Source organism: Streptomyces sp. NPDC048671, from assembly GCF_055587045.1.
Genome location: NZ_JBVJHB010000029.1, coordinates 24,178 through 39,471, shown reverse-complemented (window position 1 = coordinate 39,471; position 15,294 = coordinate 24,178). Strand labels below are relative to the sequence as shown.

The following is a 15,294-nucleotide window of genomic DNA, read 5'->3' as shown; positions in this document are numbered from 1 at the left end:
GACATGCGCCGCTACGGCAAGAACCCCGACGAGGACGACATCCGGGTCCGCCCCAACCGCAAGGGCAACCGGCCTCGTACGCATACCCGTCCCAAGCACGAGGACGCCGAGGACGGCATGGTCCTCACCGTGGACCGCGGCCGCCTCACCTGTCTCGTCGAGGGCCGTACGGTCGTCGCGATGAAGGCCCGTGAGCTGGGCCGCAAGGCCGCGGTGGTGGGCGACACCGTATCCATCGTCGGTGATCTGTCCGGCGACAAGGACACCCTCGCCCGGATCGTCCGGATCGGTGAACGCCGCTCGGTGCTGCGCCGGACGGCGGACGACGACGATCCGTTCGAGCGGGTGGTCGTCGCCAACGCCGACCAGCTCGCGATCGTCACCGCGCTGGCCGATCCGGAACCCCGGCCGCGCATGATCGACCGCTGTCTGGTCGCCGCGTACGACGGCGGGCTCTCGCCCCTCCTGGTGCTGACCAAGTCGGATCTGGCCTCCCCGGACAAGCTCCTGGAGGCGTACATCCCGCTGGGCGTGCCCTACATCGTCACCAACCGCGAGGAGCTGGAGAACGGCGGCGCGGCGGAGCGGGTCCGCGAGCAGCTGCACGACCGGGTCACGGCCTTCGTCGGGCACTCCGGCGTCGGGAAGACCACGCTGGTCAACGCGCTGGTGCCGAAGGACAGGCGGCGTACGACCGGAGTGGTCAACGCGGTCACCGGGCGCGGCCGCCACACCACCACGTCGGCCCTGGCGCTCCCGCTGCCGGACTACCGGGGCTGGGTGATCGACACCCCCGGCATCCGCTCCTTCGGCCTGCACCACATCGACCCGTCCCGGGTCATCAACGCCTTCCCCGACCTCCAGCCCGGCACCGAGGGCTGCCCACGCGGCTGCACCCACGACAGCCTGCAACCGGAATGCGCGCTGGACGCCTGGGTGGCGGAGGGGCACGCCGATCCGGCCCGGCTGGACTCACTGCGCCGGCTGCTCTCCACGCGGGAGCGACGCGAAGGCGACTGATCGGGGCACGTTTGCGATCACTCGCCACCGGTAAGTGCATAATCACGAATCACGCCCAGCGGTACGAGGCGGTCACCGATGCGGGAGGGGCACTGACGATGGCGTGGCTGCTGGTCGTGGTCGCGGGACTGCTGGAGACGGGCTTCGCCGTCTGCCTGAAGCTCTCGCACGGCTTCTCCCGGCTCTGGCCGACCATCGCGTTCTGCGTCTTCGCGCTCGGCAGCTTCGGTCTGCTGACCATGTCGCTGAAGAAGCTCGACGTCGGTCCCGCCTACGCGGTGTGGACCGGCATCGGTGCGGCGGGCACCGCCATCTACGGCATGATCTTCCTCGACGACGTGGTCTCCACGCTCAAGCTGATCTCGATCTCGCTGGTGATCCTCGGCGTGATCGGGCTCCAGCTCTCGGGCTCCTCGCACTGAGACCGGCCGGCTCACTTCACGGAGTCCGGAGCCATCTCCACCACATTCCGCACCAGCGGCATCCCGTCCCCCGCCACTTGAGGGTGCGGGGGCACCAGTGCGTACGACAGGGCGAGCCGCAGCGCGAGTTCACAGGTCACGGCCAGGGCCGCCGGGTCGCGCGGCGGGCGTCCCCCGTCCAGGGCGGCCACCGCACGGTCCCTGACCTGGCCGAGCAGTTCGGCGGGCGTCGGCGCTCCGGCATCGGCCCGGCGCTGCGCCGGCACCCGCGAGCCGGGCGGCCGGACCGGGTGGGCGGGGCGCGGTAACCGGTCCTCCCAGCAACCGGTGAGCAATCCTCTGACCAGCGCGTTCGTCCGGGTGGACCGGACCGTCCAGGCGGCGGTGGCGGCCAGTCTGTCGCCGGTGCCGCCGGCCGTTCCCAGCGCCTGTTCGACGCCGGCCAGATAGGCGTCGGCGGCCCGCCTGACCAGGGCGCGGGCCAGCCCGTCCTTGCTGCCGAACTCGTTGTAGAGGGTCTGCCGGGAGATCCCCGCGGCGGCTGCCACATCGACCATCCGCACGGCCGGCCAGGGCCGGGTGGTGAGGGCCGCGTGGGCGGCGTCCAGCAGTGCTTCTCGCGCTGTCGGCATCGTTGCCTCCCACGCCGGGGCCTGCGTTTCAGAGTTGACGCGCTCCCCCGCACTGTCAAGAGCCCGGACCGGCAGGAGTCCGAGCGGCGTCCGGGGCCCTGTGGCTCTGTTCACCCACGGTCGATACTGTGACGGTCATGCCCGACTACCACGATGATCTGCGCCTCGCCCACGTGCTGGCGGACGCCGCCGACGCGACGACGATGGACCGGTTCAAGGCCCTGGACCTCAAGGTCGAGACGAAGCCGGACATGACGCCGGTGACCGAGGCCGACAAGGCCGCCGAGGAGCTGATCCGCGGCCACCTCCATCGGGCCCGCCCGCGCGACGCGATTCTGGGCGAGGAGTACGGGATCGAGGGGACCGGCCCCCGGCGCTGGGTGATCGACCCGATCGACGGGACCAAGAACTACGTACGCGGCGTGCCGGTCTGGGCGACGCTGATCTCGCTGATGGAAGCGGGCGAGGACGGTTTCCAGCCGGTCGTCGGACTGGTGTCCGCGCCCGCGCTGAACCGGCGCTGGTGGGCGGCGAAGGGCGCGGGTGCCTTCTCCGGCCGCAGCCTGACCTCGGCGTCCCGGCTGCACGTGTCGAAGGTGGAGCGGATCGCCGACGCGTCGCTCGCGTACTCCTCCCTGACCGGCTGGGAGGAGCAGGGCCGGCTCGACGGCTTCATGGATCTGACCCGGGCCTGCTGGCGCACCCGCGGGTACGGGGACTTCTGGCCGTACATGATGGTCGCCGAGGGGTCGGTCGACATCTGCGCCGAGCCGGAGCTCTCGCTCTGGGACATGGCCGCGAACGCGATCATCGTGGAGGAGGCGGGCGGCCGGTTCACCAGCCTGGACGGGGTCCCCGGACCGGGCGGCGGCAACGCGGCGGCCTCGAACGGGACGCTCCACCACGAACTGCTGGGATATCTGAACCAGCGCTACTGACCCCGGCCCGAGCACGGCCCGAGCACGGCCCGTCTGGACGAGCCCCGCCGATACCGGGCCCCCGCCCGAACAGCGACAGCCGTGCCGGACGCCTCAGAGGGCGCACGGAAATCACGAGGGGCGTGCCGCACCACCGCACGCCCCTCGAATGATCTTCACCACCCCTTGTTGCCGCTCCCCATCAGTGCGACTCTGAGAGTCCCCTCACTTGTGAACTTGTGAATCGACTCACGCGGTCGCTTCACGAAGGAGGTGACTCCCTTCATGCTCGTCCGTGACGCCATGAGCACGGTGGTCCTCACCATCGGCCCGACCCACACCCTCCGCCAGGCGGCCCGGCTGATGTCGGCACGCCGTATCGGAGCAGCCGTCGTCCACGACCCGGACACCTGCGGTGTCGGCATTCTCACCGAGCGCGACATCCTCAACGCGGTCGGATCGGGCCAGAACCCCGACATCGAGACCGCCGCCACCCACACCACCACCGACGTGGTCTTCGCCGCGCCGGCCTGGACCCTGGAGGAGGCCGCCGAGGCCATGACGCACGGCGGCTTCCGGCATCTGATCGTGCTGGACGGCCACGGTCCGGTCGGCGTCGTGTCGGTGCGCGACATCATTCGCTGCTGGGCACCGGCCGGACGCCACCGCGCGGAGCTGGTCGGCTGACCGGGCCCGCGGAAGACCGGCCGGCCCCACTGAGGGGACCGGCCGGCAGGGCGAGCGAGTGTCAGCCGCGCAGGGCCTGGACCGCCGCTTCCAGCCGCTTGCCGAAGTCGCCGTCGGCCTGGCGGAAGTTGTTGATCGCGCGCTCGGCTATGTCGTCGCGCGAGACCTTCGAGATGAACCCGGCGAGGTTGTCGATCAGCCGGGCCTTCTCGTCCTCGGAGTAGAGCCGGTAGAGGTTGCCGGCCTGGACGAAGTCGTTGTCCTCGGCGTGCGAGGCGGCCTCGTGGGTACCGGTGTCGCCGGTGACCGGGACGGGCTGCCACAGCGGCCTGTCCGTCTGCACCGGACCACCGAAGCTGTTCGGCTCGTAGTTCTTCGCACCCTTGTGACGGCCGTCGTACAGGTAGCCGTCCCGGCCGTGCGTCCGCGCCTCGGCGGCGTGCGGGCGGTTCACCGGCAGGTGGTCGGCGTTGATGCCGACGCGGTAGCGGTGCGCGTCGCCGTACGCGAAGAGGCGGCCCTGGAGCATCTTGTCCGGGGACGGGCCGATGCCGGGCACGAAGTGCGCGGGGCTGAAGATCGACTGCTCGGTCTCCGCGAAGACGTTCTCCGGGTTCCGGTTGAGCTCCAGCCTGCCGATCTCGACCGGCGGGTAGTCCTCGTGCGGCCACACCTTGGTGAGGTCGAACGGGTTGAAGCGGTACGTGGCCGCCTCGGCCGCCGGCATGATCTGGACCTGCACGGTCCAGGACGGGAACTCGCCGCGCTCGATGGACTCGCGCAGATCGCGCTGGTGGCTGTCCGGGTCCTCGCCCGCGAGCTTGTTGGCGTCGTCCTGGGTCAGGTTCTTGATGCCCTGGTCGGTCTTGAAGTGGTACTTGACCCAGAAGACCTCGCCGGCCTCGTTGTTCCACTGGTAGGTGTGCGAGCCGTACCCGTTCATGTGGCGCAGCGTGGCCGGGATGCCTCGGTCACCGAAGAGCCAGGTCACCTGGTGGGTGGACTCGGGCGACAGACCCCAGAAGTCCCAGACGTTGTCCGCCTCCTGCGAGCCGGTGTAGGGGTCGCGCTTCTGGGTGTGGATGAAGTCGGGGAACTTGATGGCGTCCTTGATGAAGAACACCGGGGTGTTGTTGCCGACGAGGTCGTAGTTGCCGTCCTCGGTGTAGAACTTCAGCGCGAAGCCGCGGGGGTCACGCACCGCGTCGGCGGAGCCGAGGTTGCCCGCGACGGTCGAGAAGCGCAGGAAGGTCTCGGTCTGCTTGCCGACCTCGGAGAGGAACTTCGCACGCGTCCACTGCGAGACATCGCGGGTCAGCGTGAACGTGCCGTACGCACCGGCGCCCCTGGCGTGCACGATGCGCTCCGGAATGCGCTCGCGGTTGAAGTGCGCGAGCTTCTCCATCAGCGACTGGTCCTGCACCAGCACCGGACCGCCGACGCCAGCGGTCTGGCTGTTCTGGTTGTCGGCGACCGGTGCTCCGGCCTCCGTGGTGAGCGGTCCCTGCGTCACGTGCGCCTCCTGCGTCATTCCTGCGTATTCGTCATGTCGTCCCGGCGTGCAGAGCCTGTCCCTCGGCCTACGCCGCTTCCGATCCTACAATGGACTTAGTCCAAGTCAAGCAGGCATCCAAAGTCACACCAGTTCGGGACACGGGCCCTCTACTGCTAGCCTTGTCCACATGAGTGACCTCCTGGAACGACTCCGCGGACGCGGCTGGCGCATGACCGCACAGCGGCGCGTCGTGGCCGAGGTGCTCGACGGGGAGCATGTGCACCTGACGGCCGACGAGGTCCACGCACGGGCCGTCGCCAAGCTGCCCGAGATCTCCCGCGCCACCGTCTACAACACGCTGGGCGAGATGGTGACGCTCGGTGAGGTCATCGAGGTCTCCACCGACCGCCGGGCCAAGCGGTACGACCCGAACGCGCACCACCCCCACCACCACCTGGTCTGCGCGACCTGCGGCGCCATCCGCGACGTGCACCCGGCGGGCGACCCGCTGGCGGACCTGCCGGCCGGCGAGCGCTTCGGCTTCATGATCTCCGGCGTCGAGATGACCTACCGCGGCACCTGCCCGAACTGCGCCGCGACCACCTGACTCCGCCCGCCGCCGAGAGGCCGCCAGCGCCCCCTGAGCCCCGCACCGGAGATTCCCGGCGCGGGGCTTCTTCGTGCCGCGCCGGGCACTGACTCCCGCGTACCCCCTTCCCGAATCTGACGGGTCGTCATATCGTCATCGACGATCACCGCCGCCCCGCGGCGGCTTCGCACCTCGATTGCGTACGAGGAGAGACCCGTGGGAGACCCGCACCCGAACCCACCCCCCGCATCACCGGCACCGCCCTCCACCGAAGCCCCCAAACTCCGCGCCCGGTCCCTCGCCCGCTCCTTCGGACGGGGAGCCAAGGCCCTGGCCGCCCTCGGTCCGGTCGATCTCGACATCGTGCCGGGCGAGTTCGCCTGCATCGTCGGCCCCTCCGGCTGCGGCAAGTCCACCCTGCTCAGGATCGCGGCCGGGCTGCTGCGCCCCAGCGCCGGCGAGCTGTCCATCCGTACGACAGCGGCCCGGCCCGCCGCGATGATCTTCCAGGACTACGGGATCTACGACTGGAAGACCGTCCTGGCCAATGTCCGCTTCGGCCTCGACGTCCAGCGCGTACCGCGCAAGGAGGCCGACGCACGGGCGCACGACTGGCTGTCCCGGATCGGGCTCGCCGAATTCGCCGGGGCCTACCCCGCCGCGCTGTCGGGCGGGATGCGCCAGCGGGTGGCGATCGCCCGCGCGCTCGCCGTCGAACCCGAGATCCTGCTGATGGACGAGCCGTTCGCGGCGCTCGACGCCCAGTTGCGCACGATCCTCCAGGACGAACTGCTGGAGCTCACCCAGACCACCCGCACCACCACGCTCTTCATCACCCACAGCCTGGAGGAGGCGATCGTGCTCGGGGACCGGGTGCTCGTGATGTCCGCCCGACCCGGCCGGATCATCGCCGAGCACCGCCCTCCGTTCGAGCGGCCGCGCACCGGTGACATCCGTTCGACGCCGGAATTCACCGCGCTGAAGAGCGAGTTGTGGGATCTGCTGCGCGGCGAGGTCCGCGGAGAGGCGGCCCTGGTATGAGCACCGCCGTGAAGTCCGTGAGCGGCGACGAGCAGGTGCTGGTCCGCAGGCCGGGCCCGCAGGAACTGCATCCCGAACGCACCCACCGCAGACGCCGCACCCTCGAGATCGCGCTCGCCGTCGCCGTACCGCTGCTCCTGGTGCTGCTCTGGCAGCTCGCCGCGGCCAGGTCCTGGATCGACGACCGCGTCTATCCCGCACCCTCCACGATCTTCGCGGACGGCTGGGACCGGGCCGCCGACGGCGATCTGTGGCCTGATGTGTGGGCAACGCTCAAACGGGTCCTCGGCGGCTACGCGATCGGCACGGTCGCGGGCTACGCCCTCGGGCTGCTGATGGGTTCGCTCGCCCTGGTGCGGGCAGCGCTGGAGCCCTTGCTCGACGCCCTGTACGTCGTACCGAAACTGGCCCTGCTGCCGGTCTTCCTCAATATGTTCGGCCTCGGTGAGGGACCGCAGATCGCCCTGGTCGCCGCCACCGTCTTCTTCTTCGTCTGGATCTCGACCATGGCGGCCGTGCTCGCCGTACCGGTCGGCCACCGGGACGCGGGGCAGGTCTTCGGCGCCTCGCCCTGGCAGATGTTCCGGCATGTGCTCCTGCCGGCCTCGCTGCCCGCGGTACTGGTCGGCGCGCGGATCGCGGCCGGAGTGGCGGTGCTGGTCATCGTCGCGTCGGAGCAGATCGCGGCGGCCGACGGACTGGGCCACCTCATCTTCGACTCCCGGGCGCTGTTCCAGAACGATGTGATGTTCGTCGGCATCGTCTGTGTGGCGGTGCTCGGTGTCGTCTTCTCCGAAGTGGTGCGGATCGCCGGCCGGCTGCTCACCCCCTGGGCCCCGCGCGACCGCGGCCGCAGCCAGTCGTGAACGGCCCACCTCGCTCTTCGTACGGAGGCACTGTGCGCACACCTACCCCCTTCACCCGCACCGTCGTGCTCGTGGCGGCATCCCTGCTCGGCGCGGCGGGCTGCGCCGGGAAAGACGCGTCGGGCGGCGGCACCGCCGACGCCGCGCCCCGCACCGTCAAGCCCGTCGCGGGCTGCGGCGCCGGGAGCTGGACCGACCCCGCGGACCTGGCCCCCGGCCGCGAACCCGCCCGCTGCGACAAGGGGGCGCCCGCCGCCCGGCCACTGGCGGAGAAGCGGAAGATCATCCTGGCCACCGGCACCCTGAGCGCGGAGTACGTCGCACCGCTCCAGGTCGCGGTGGCCAAGGGCGAGTTCGCGAAGGAGGGCCTGGACGTCCAGCTGAAGGTGCTCCCCACTCCGGACGCGCTGCCCCTGCTCGCCAAGGGGGACGTCGACGCCCAGTGGGCGGCGCCGGAGGTCGCGGTGATGAACGGCATCAACGGCGGCTTCGACATCAAATGGGTCGCGGGTAACTTCTCTCCCGACCCGACCTCCAAGAGCGGCCTGTGGGTGCGCCTCAAGGACGGCGAGAGCGCCGACCACGTCGATATGGCCGGCCGGAAACTGGGCACGATGATCGGCAAGGGCTCGGTGATCGCCTATCCGATGGACACCTCGCTGAAGAAGCACGGCGGCGGCCTCGACAAGATCAGTTTCCAGCAGCTCGGCTCCGCGGACGTACTGACCGCCCTGCAGAACGGGGGCGTGGACTCCGCCTGGCTGCTCGACCCGATCTGGCGCAAGGTGGACGGCGACAAGAAGTACGCGTTCCTCGGCGGCCAGCCGCTCGGAGAACCGCTCGGCGGGCTCCTGTTCGGCCCGACGCTGCTGAACAAGGACCCGGACGCGGGCGTCGCCTTCCTCCGGGCCTACATCCGTACGGTGAACACCTACTTCGCCGGCGACTACAAATCCGACCCCGCCTTCGTCACCGAACTGGCCGGGCTGATGAAGACCGACGAGGCCACCCTGCGGTCGACGCCGTCGATGCGGATGGACTGGGAGATCCGGAAGGGCACCACGGACCGGGTGCAGAAGGCGTACGCCGACTCGGGCGTCTCGTCGGGCACGCCGGTACCGGAGGAGAAGGCCGTGGACCGCGCGATGTACAGCGAAGCCGTGGGCCACAAGCCCTGAGCCGGACAGCCCCGTGGGGACACGCGCAGAGGGCCGGATCCTTGAAGGATCCGGCCCTCTGTCTTAAGTAGCGGGGACAGGATTTGAACCTGCGACCTCTGGGTTATGAGCCCAGCGAGCTACCGAGCTGCTCCACCCCGCGCCGTTGTTCTGATCTCCACAGTACGTCACCCCTCCGGACCAGCGCAAATCACTTCCCAGCCCCCCACCGGGGGCATCAGCCACCGCATCAGGCCCGCCCGCACATCAGGCCCGTCCGCACGCCAAGCCCGTCCGCGCATCAAGCCCGTCCGGCGATTGAGGACAAGGCGGGGCCGAAGGCACCGCACCCCCGACCCCCCGCCCGCACCCGCACCCACACCCCGCCCCGCCCCGCCTCACACCTCACCGCACCACCCCACCCCGCACCCGCCTACGCGGTCAGCTCCTGATGCAGCGCCTCACGCAACCGCGCAGCCCGCTCCGCGACCTCCGCCGGCCCCAGCTCGACCGCCCGCGCGCACCACCGCTGCCCCTCGGTGAGCTCACCGCGGCGCGCGGCCAGCAAGGCGAGGCGCAGGGCCGCCCGCCCGTGCCCCTCGTTCGCGGCGCGGCTCCACCAGAGCGCGGCCTCGCGCTCACTGCCCTCGCGGGCGAGCAGCAGACCGAGGTTGAACGCCCCGTTGCGGCTGCCCGCCTCGGCCGCCTCCCGGTACCAGCGGCCGGCGCTCTCCACGTCGCCCCGGGCCGCGGCGAGCATCCCGACGCGCACCTGGGCCCGGCGGTGGCCCTGCTCGGCCGCACGCTCGTACCACTCCTCGCACTCGGTCTTCTCCGGCATCGGCTCGCCCAGGGCGGGCGGTCCCGGCGGCGGCTGCCGCGAGTCCAGCACCCCCGCCAGCCGGAAGGCCGCTTCCGCGCTGCCGCCACCGGCGGCGCAGCGCAGGTGCCGCTCGGCCTCCCGCTCCTCGCCGTGGTGCAGCAGCGCCATGCCGACCTGGAGCGCGGCTTCGGTGTGGCCGGCCGCCGCGGCGCGCTCGTACCAGAGCAGGGCGGCCCGGTCCTCGTCGCGCCCGGCGTGCAGGATGCCGAGGTTGAACGCGGCGTCGACGCTGCCCGCCTCGGCCGCCTTGGAGAACCAGGGCTCCGCACCGGTCGCGTCGCCCGCCTGGAGCAGGAGCACGGCCAGTGCGTTGGAGGCCTCCCGGTGGCCGGCGTACGCGGCGCGCCGGTACCACTGCTCGGCCTGGGCCGTACGGTCCTGGGCCGCGCAGAGCAGCCCCAGGTTGTACGCGCCGTTGACGTCACCGGCGTCCATGGCCGCGCGGTACCAGCGCTCGGCGGTCTGCTGCTCCCCGCGGGCCGCGTGCAGCGCGCCGAGGGCGTTGGCGGCGTTGCCGTCGCCGTCCTGGGCGGCGCGCAGCCACCACACGGCCGCGCTCTCCCGGTCGCCCGCGTCGCGGAGCAGGAAGCCGAGCGCGCACGCGGCCCGCGCCTCGCCGGCCTTGGCCGAGATGAGGTACCAGCGGCCGGCCTCCTTCAGCTCGCCGCGCTGTTCCAGAATGGCGCCGAGATGCAGGGCGGCACGCCGGTGGCCGCGCGCGGCGGCCTGCCGGTACCACTGCTCGGCCTCGCCGACCCGGCCCGCCTCGGGTCCGGCGACCGGGCTGTCGTCCTTGCGCACGGCGGCCCGGCGCCGGCCGGTGCCGGTCCCGCCGTCCGTTCCGGTGCGGGGGCCGAGTCCGGGGCGGCCGAACGCGTCGTGCGCGTCGTCCGCCGCCTTGCGCTCCACCATGCGTGCCAGCCGGTACGAGGCTTCGCGGTGCCCCTGCTCGGCCGCGGCACGCAGCCAGCGCTCGGCGCCGACGTCGCCGCGGTGTTCCAGGAGGTCGGCGAGGGCATACGCGCCCAGCGCGTGGCCCTGCTCGGCGGACTGGCGCAGCCAGTACTCGGCGCCGGGTTCGTCGCCGCGCTCGCGGTAGTGGCGCCCGAGGGCGTGCGCGGCCGCGGCGGAGCCGGCGACCGCCGCGATCCGCCACCAGTCGGCCGCCTCGTCCGGGTACCCGCGCTGGTGCAGCAGGACCCCGAGGTTGTTGGCCGCGGCACGGTCGCCGTCAGCGGTGGCCGCACGCAGGTAGGCCTCGGCGCCGGCCAGGTCACCCCGGCGCAGCAGCAGCGCGCCGAGGACGCTCATCGACGCGGTGTCCCCGGCGTCGGCGGCGCGACGGTGACGCGCCTCGCTCTCGGCGTTGTCCGCACTCTCTGCGGTCTCCGCGCCCTCGGCGTTCTCCACGCCGTCCGCGGACTCTGCGGTCTCTGCACTTTCGACGGTCGCGGCACACTCCGCAGTCTCGGCGGTCTCGATGTAGTCGTTGTACCGTGCGGCGGCGGCAAATGCCACATCCATCACGTTTTCCGCCGGATGGGCGTGACGCTGAACAAACCGCCCTGTCTCCAACAGAGTTGCCCTGTCCCCCATAAATACCATCGTCGCACCACCTGTAACCCGCGTACACCTGGTATATCGCGGCCAGTGAGGTCACTTCAGCGTTTTGTCGACTTGCCCACAGAGAGACAAGTCAAACACGTCTCTGTCCAACTCGTGCCCCATGAACCGCACTTCACGCCCACTGCACAGAAAAGTCACGGCGGCACGGCGAAGGCCCGGATCCTGGAAAGGATCCGGGCCTTCGTCTTTCAGTAGCGGGGACAGGATTTGAACCTGCGACCTCTGGGTTATGAGCCCAGCGAGCTACCGAGCTGCTCCACCCCGCGCCGTTGTGTTCAAACCGTACCACGGCGCGAAGGTGAAGCTTTACCGAGTCACTCAGCCACCGCTGTCGGCACTCGCGGAGCTGTCCTGCTTATCGGCCTTGTCCGGCTTGCCGGTACTGCCGGACTTGGGCTGCGCGGCCGCCGCCCGCTGCAACGCGTCCTGCAGATCCGTCTGCGCCTTGCCGTAGGCGGCCCAGTCCTGCTTCTTCAGGGCTGCCTCGCCTTCCGTGTAGGCCTTCTGCGCATCGGCGATCGCCTTCTTCAGCGCGGCGTCGCCGGTGGCCGGCGGCTCCGTGGTGTCGCCCGGTGGTGGCGTGGTCTCGGCCGGTGGACGGCTCGTATCGGATTCGTCCACCCCGAAGACCGCGTTGAGCGCCTCCCCGAGACTGTTCTCGAAGACGATCTTCGACCCGTACGAGGCGGCGACCTTGCGCAGCAGCGGATAGTTCTGCGTGCCACCGCGCGTGTACACCGGCTCGATGTAGAGGAAACCCCCTTCGAGTGGCACCGTCAGCAGGTTGCCGTACTCGATGTCGGAGTCGGTGCCCTTGAGGTTTCTCACGAACTCGGCGACGTCGTCGTTGCCGTTGAGCTCACTCTGTACCTGGCCGGGGCCCTTCACCGTGGTGGTGACTCTCAGCAGTCTTATCGTGCCGTAGTCCTTGCTGGACGCATCGGCGTCCACCGCCATGAACGCCCCGAGGTCGGGCCGCCCCTTGGGAGTGAACGTCGTCGTCAGCGAGAACTTCTGAGCCGTCTGGTCCGGCATCTTTATGCTCAGGTAGTACGGCGGGACGGCACCGGACTCCTTGTTGGTCGGGTCGTCCGGGACCTGCCACGCGTCACTGCCGCTGTAGAACTGGGCGGGGTTCTCCACGTGGTAGCGGGTCAGCAGCTCGCGCTGCACCTTGAAGAGGTCCTGCGGATACCGCAGGTGATCCATGAGGTCCTTCGGGATGTCCGTCCTGGGCTGGACGGTCCCCGGGAACGCCTTGCGCCAGGTCTTGAGGATCGGGTCCTTGGTGTCCCACTCGTACAGCTTGACCTTGCCGTCGTACGCGTCGACGGTGGCCTTCACCGAGTTGCGGATGTAGTTGACCTGGTTCTGCTGGGCGACGACCGCACGCTGGTTGGTGGTCAGCGAGTCGGCCGTGGTGTCACCCAGCGTCGTGCGCGAGGCGTACGGATAGCCGTTGGTCGTGGTGTACGCGTCGACGACCCACTGGATGCGGCCCTTGACCACGGCCGGGTAGGCGTCGCCGTCGATGGTCAGCCAGGGAGCGACCGCCTCGACCCGCTCCTTGGGGGTGCGGTTGTACAGAATCCGCGAGCCGTCACCGATGGCTCCCGAGTACAGGATCTGCGGTTCGCTGAACGCCACCGCGTAGGCGGCGCGGTTGAACGCGTTGGAGAGGCTGACCCCGCTCTTGCCCTTGTAGCTGGTGGTCTTCTCGCCGTCCTCCTCGTAGTCGAGCTCCTTCTGGGGCCCGCCGACGATGGAGTACTGCTCGGTCTTCTCGCCGTAGTAGATCTCCTGCTGGTACGAGCCCAGCTCACCGGTGGTCGGCAGGCCCGACTCGGTGAAGTCGGGAGATCCCTTCGGGTTCTTGCCGGTCGTGGTGCCCCGGGCGGCGATCGCACCGTAGCCGTGGGTGTAGGTGAAGTGGTCGTTGATCCAGTTGCGCTTGGGGATGCCTTGCAGGTTGAGCTCGCGCAGACCGATGACCGTGTCCTGCTCCTTGCCGGACTCGTCCTTGTAGCGGTCGACATCCAGCGTCTTGGGGAACTGGTAGTAGTTCCTCTTCTGCTGGAGCTGCTGGAAGGCCGGGGAGACGACGTTGGGGTCCATCACCCGGTAACTCGCCGCCGCGTCCGCGCTGGCGCGGAGCTTGGTCTCGTCCTCCGTGGTGCTCTTGCCCGCGTAGTCGTCGACCTGGGCGTTGTCGATGCCGTACGCGTCACGCGTGGCCTCGATGTTCTTCCGGATGAACGGGGCTTCCTTGGCCTGCTCGTTCGGCTGGACCTGGAACTTCTGCACGATCGCGGGGTAGAGCCCGCCGATCAGGATCGCGGAGAGGACCATCAGCCCGAATCCGATCACCGGAAGCTGCCAGGTGCGGCGCCAGAGCGTCGCGAAGAACAGCACGGCACAGATCGCGGCGATGCAGAACAGGATGGTCTTCGCCGGGAGGTAGGCGTTGGCGTCGACGTACCGCAGGCCCGTCCAGTTGTCCGTGGCCTTGAAGTCGCTGGACTTCACGGCGAGCCCGTAGCGGTCGAGCCAGTACGCCACGGCCTTCAGCGCGACGAAGATGCCGAGCAGCACCGAGAGGTGACCGGTGGCCGCCCCCGTCGCCCGCGCGCCGGGGCTGGTGATGCGCAGCCCGCCGTACAGGTAGTGGGTCAGCGCGGCGGCGACCAGCGAGAGCACCGTGGCCGCGAAGCCGAAGCCCAGCAGGAAGCGGTACCAGGGCAGGTCGAAGGCGAAGAAGGACACGTCCAGATGGAACTGGGGGTCCTTCTGCCCGAACGACACGCCGTTCACGTACATCAGCCAGGTACGCCACTGGCCGGAGGAGGACGCTCCGGCGATCAGACCGACGAGCGCGGTGATCGCGAGCAGCACCCACTTCTTGTACGGGGCGAGACTCATCCGGTAGCGGTCCAGGCTCTGCTGCTCCAGCGACATCGCGCTCAGCGGCGGCCGGAGCCGGTGCGCGAGCCAGATGTTCACGCCGACGGCGATGGCCATCAGCAGTCCGAAGACGAGGAACAGCCCGATCTTGGTCCACAGGGTCGTGGTGAAGACGGATGAATACGCGACCGACCGGTACCAGAGCCAGTCCGTCCAGAACCCCGCGAACATGACGAACGCCATGGCGAGAATCGCCAGGACGCCCAGTGTCATGAGCAGGGTTCGGGCGCGCCGGGACGGGCGGCCGACTCTGATCCGTGGCCCTGTCGGGCCTCCGCCGCGGTCCGGCATCTGGAAAGCCAACGTGCGCACCTCAAAGTTCGCGGTCGTGTGGAACGGGCCCCGCGATCGTAGAGCCCACCTATGCAACTTACTAAGGCTTTACCTAGTTCCCGTTCCGGGGGCGGAAGGAGGCAGGATGTTGTCCATGTCCAACGTTTCCCCCTCAGGCCCTCCGATGGCCGCGAGCCCGCTCACCGTCGCGGTGCTCGAAATCGACGAATACATCTCCGGTCTCGGCTGGGATCAGCCCGCCCGGCTCTTCGCCCTCGTCGACACCGCCCGGCTGCGGGTCCAGGAGCCGGGCCTCGCCGCCCAGCTCGGTCTCGACGGCGACGGCTCGAAGGCCGCCGCACTCACCCCTATTGAGCAGGAGGAGCTTCCCGCAGGCACCGCGCTGGACGAGTTCCTCGCGACGATCGCCTGGCCCGACTCGGTGGTCGGGTGCGCGATGACGGTGGAGCGGCTGATGCTGCCGCCGTCCGCCGAGGCCTCCGTACCGGACGGTCTCGACGACACCCAGCTGACCAAGTGGGTCGCCAAGCACCCCGACCGTCAGGAGGTGCGGATGACCGTGGCCGTCCTGCGGGACGGTGCGCGGGAGTCGGCCGTGCGGCTGCGGGAGAAGGACTCACCGAACGACGTGCTGACCGGGTCCGGTCTGGTGCCGGGGCTGGCCGAGGCACTGGCCGCGACCTTCGAGTCCTGACCCCGCCGCT

Annotated in this window: 13 protein-coding genes and 2 tRNA genes; 9 read left to right on the top strand and 6 right to left on the bottom strand. The window is 70.1% G+C overall.

Going from position 1 to position 15,294, the window contains the following annotated elements; all coding sequences use genetic code 11:
- Nucleotides 1-3: 3 nt before the first annotated feature.
- Nucleotides 4-1,020 (top strand): ribosome small subunit-dependent GTPase A, encoded by a 1,017-nt coding sequence (gene rsgA / locus ACZ6S6_RS36685; RefSeq protein WP_362957355.1) that lies wholly within the window; start codon nucleotides 4-6, stop codon nucleotides 1,018-1,020.
- Nucleotides 1,021-1,118: 98 nt separating this feature from the next.
- Nucleotides 1,119-1,442 (top strand): DMT family transporter, encoded by a 324-nt coding sequence (locus tag ACZ6S6_RS36680; protein ID WP_362957358.1) that lies wholly within the window; start codon nucleotides 1,119-1,121, stop codon nucleotides 1,440-1,442.
- An 11-nt stretch (nucleotides 1,443-1,453) separates the two neighbouring features.
- On the opposite strand, the gene ACZ6S6_RS36675 is transcribed toward ACZ6S6_RS36680, so the two are convergent.
- A complete protein-coding gene (locus tag ACZ6S6_RS36675) occupies nucleotides 1,454-2,074 on the bottom strand; it encodes a TetR/AcrR family transcriptional regulator (RefSeq protein WP_362957361.1) in 621 nt (206 codons plus the stop codon).
- A gap of 137 nt (nucleotides 2,075-2,211) precedes the next feature.
- On the opposite strand from ACZ6S6_RS36675, the gene hisN reads away from it, so the two are divergent.
- Together hisN and ACZ6S6_RS36665 are read left to right on the top strand one after the other, a co-directional pair.
- A complete protein-coding gene (gene hisN, locus ACZ6S6_RS36670; protein ID WP_362957364.1) occupies nucleotides 2,212-3,012 on the top strand; it encodes a histidinol-phosphatase in 801 nt (266 codons plus the stop codon).
- Between the two features lie 264 nt (nucleotides 3,013-3,276).
- A complete protein-coding gene (locus tag ACZ6S6_RS36665; RefSeq protein WP_362957367.1) occupies nucleotides 3,277-3,678 on the top strand; it encodes a CBS domain-containing protein in 402 nt (133 codons plus the stop codon).
- A 61-nt stretch (nucleotides 3,679-3,739) separates the two neighbouring features.
- On the opposite strand, the gene ACZ6S6_RS36660 is transcribed toward ACZ6S6_RS36665, so the two are convergent.
- The gene (locus ACZ6S6_RS36660; RefSeq protein ID WP_362957369.1) at nucleotides 3,740-5,209 is read right to left on the bottom strand and encodes a catalase; all 1,470 of its coding nucleotides are present in this window, start codon (nucleotides 5,207-5,209) and stop codon (nucleotides 3,740-3,742) included.
- 151 nt (nucleotides 5,210-5,360) lie between these two features.
- On the opposite strand from ACZ6S6_RS36660, the gene ACZ6S6_RS36655 reads away from it, so the two are divergent.
- The 4 genes from ACZ6S6_RS36655 (at nucleotide 5,361) to ACZ6S6_RS36640 (ending at nucleotide 8,847) form a co-directional block, all read left to right on the top strand.
- Entirely contained in the window at nucleotides 5,361-5,780 is a 420-nt protein-coding gene (locus tag ACZ6S6_RS36655; RefSeq protein ID WP_362957372.1) for a Fur family transcriptional regulator, read from the top strand.
- Between the two features lie 198 nt (nucleotides 5,781-5,978).
- Nucleotides 5,979-6,803: an ABC transporter ATP-binding protein gene (locus ACZ6S6_RS36650; RefSeq protein WP_362957375.1), complete on the top strand. Its 825-nt coding sequence runs from the start codon at nucleotides 5,979-5,981 to the stop codon at nucleotides 6,801-6,803.
- Nucleotides 6,800-7,669: an ABC transporter permease gene (locus ACZ6S6_RS36645; protein WP_469709363.1), complete on the top strand. Its 870-nt coding sequence runs from the start codon at nucleotides 6,800-6,802 to the stop codon at nucleotides 7,667-7,669. Before ACZ6S6_RS36650 ends, ACZ6S6_RS36645 begins: the two co-directional genes overlap by 4 nt.
- A gap of 32 nt (nucleotides 7,670-7,701) precedes the next feature.
- Entirely contained in the window at nucleotides 7,702-8,847 is a 1,146-nt protein-coding gene (locus ACZ6S6_RS36640) for an ABC transporter substrate-binding protein (RefSeq protein ID WP_469709362.1), read from the top strand.
- A gap of 68 nt (nucleotides 8,848-8,915) precedes the next feature.
- Here ACZ6S6_RS36640 and ACZ6S6_RS36635 read toward each other — a convergent pair.
- The 4 genes from ACZ6S6_RS36635 to ACZ6S6_RS36620 form a co-directional block, all read right to left on the bottom strand.
- A tRNA-Met gene (locus tag ACZ6S6_RS36635) sits at nucleotides 8,916-8,989 on the bottom strand.
- Between the two features lie 270 nt (nucleotides 8,990-9,259).
- Nucleotides 9,260-11,314, bottom strand: coding sequence for a tetratricopeptide repeat protein (locus ACZ6S6_RS36630; RefSeq protein ID WP_469709361.1), 2,055 nt, complete (start codon nucleotides 11,312-11,314; stop codon nucleotides 9,260-9,262).
- A gap of 213 nt (nucleotides 11,315-11,527) precedes the next feature.
- Nucleotides 11,528-11,601: transfer RNA gene (locus ACZ6S6_RS36625), tRNA-Met, on the bottom strand.
- Nucleotides 11,602-11,653: 52 nt separating this feature from the next.
- Nucleotides 11,654-14,587 (bottom strand): UPF0182 family membrane protein, encoded by a 2,934-nt coding sequence (locus tag ACZ6S6_RS36620; protein ID WP_362957595.1) that lies wholly within the window; start codon nucleotides 14,585-14,587, stop codon nucleotides 11,654-11,656.
- Between the two features lie 127 nt (nucleotides 14,588-14,714).
- On the opposite strand from ACZ6S6_RS36620, the gene ACZ6S6_RS36615 reads away from it, so the two are divergent.
- Nucleotides 14,715-15,284 carry a PPA1309 family protein gene (locus ACZ6S6_RS36615; RefSeq protein ID WP_362957387.1) on the top strand — a complete coding sequence of 190 codons (570 nt, stop codon included), beginning with the start codon at nucleotides 14,715-14,717 and terminating at the stop codon, nucleotides 15,282-15,284.
- The last annotated feature ends 10 nt before the right edge of the window (nucleotides 15,285-15,294 follow it).

Bases quoted from the DNA above. Each gene is read 5' to 3' on its own strand.
- ACZ6S6_RS36680 (WP_362957358.1), top strand. From the start codon at position 1,119: ATGGCGTGGCTGCTGGTCGTGGTCGCGGGACTGCTGGAGACGGGCTTC.
- ACZ6S6_RS36630 (WP_469709361.1), bottom strand. From the start codon at position 11,314: ATGGTATTTATGGGGGACAGGGCAACTCTGTTGGAGACAGGGCGGTTT.
- ACZ6S6_RS36645 (WP_469709363.1), top strand. From the start codon at position 6,800: ATGAGCACCGCCGTGAAGTCCGTGAGCGGCGACGAGCAGGTGCTGGTC.
- ACZ6S6_RS36615 (WP_362957387.1), top strand. From the start codon at position 14,715: ATGTTGTCCATGTCCAACGTTTCCCCCTCAGGCCCTCCGATGGCCGCG.
- ACZ6S6_RS36675 (WP_362957361.1), bottom strand. From the start codon at position 2,074: ATGCCGACAGCGCGAGAAGCACTGCTGGACGCCGCCCACGCGGCCCTC.
- ACZ6S6_RS36660 (WP_362957369.1), bottom strand. From the start codon at position 5,209: ATGACGCAGGAGGCGCACGTGACGCAGGGACCGCTCACCACGGAGGCC.
- rsgA (WP_362957355.1), top strand. From the start codon at position 4: ATGCGCCGCTACGGCAAGAACCCCGACGAGGACGACATCCGGGTCCGC.
- ACZ6S6_RS36655 (WP_362957372.1), top strand. From the start codon at position 5,361: ATGAGTGACCTCCTGGAACGACTCCGCGGACGCGGCTGGCGCATGACC.
- hisN (WP_362957364.1), top strand. From the start codon at position 2,212: ATGCCCGACTACCACGATGATCTGCGCCTCGCCCACGTGCTGGCGGAC.
- ACZ6S6_RS36665 (WP_362957367.1), top strand. From the start codon at position 3,277: ATGCTCGTCCGTGACGCCATGAGCACGGTGGTCCTCACCATCGGCCCG.
- ACZ6S6_RS36620 (WP_362957595.1), bottom strand. From the start codon at position 14,587: ATGCCGGACCGCGGCGGAGGCCCGACAGGGCCACGGATCAGAGTCGGC.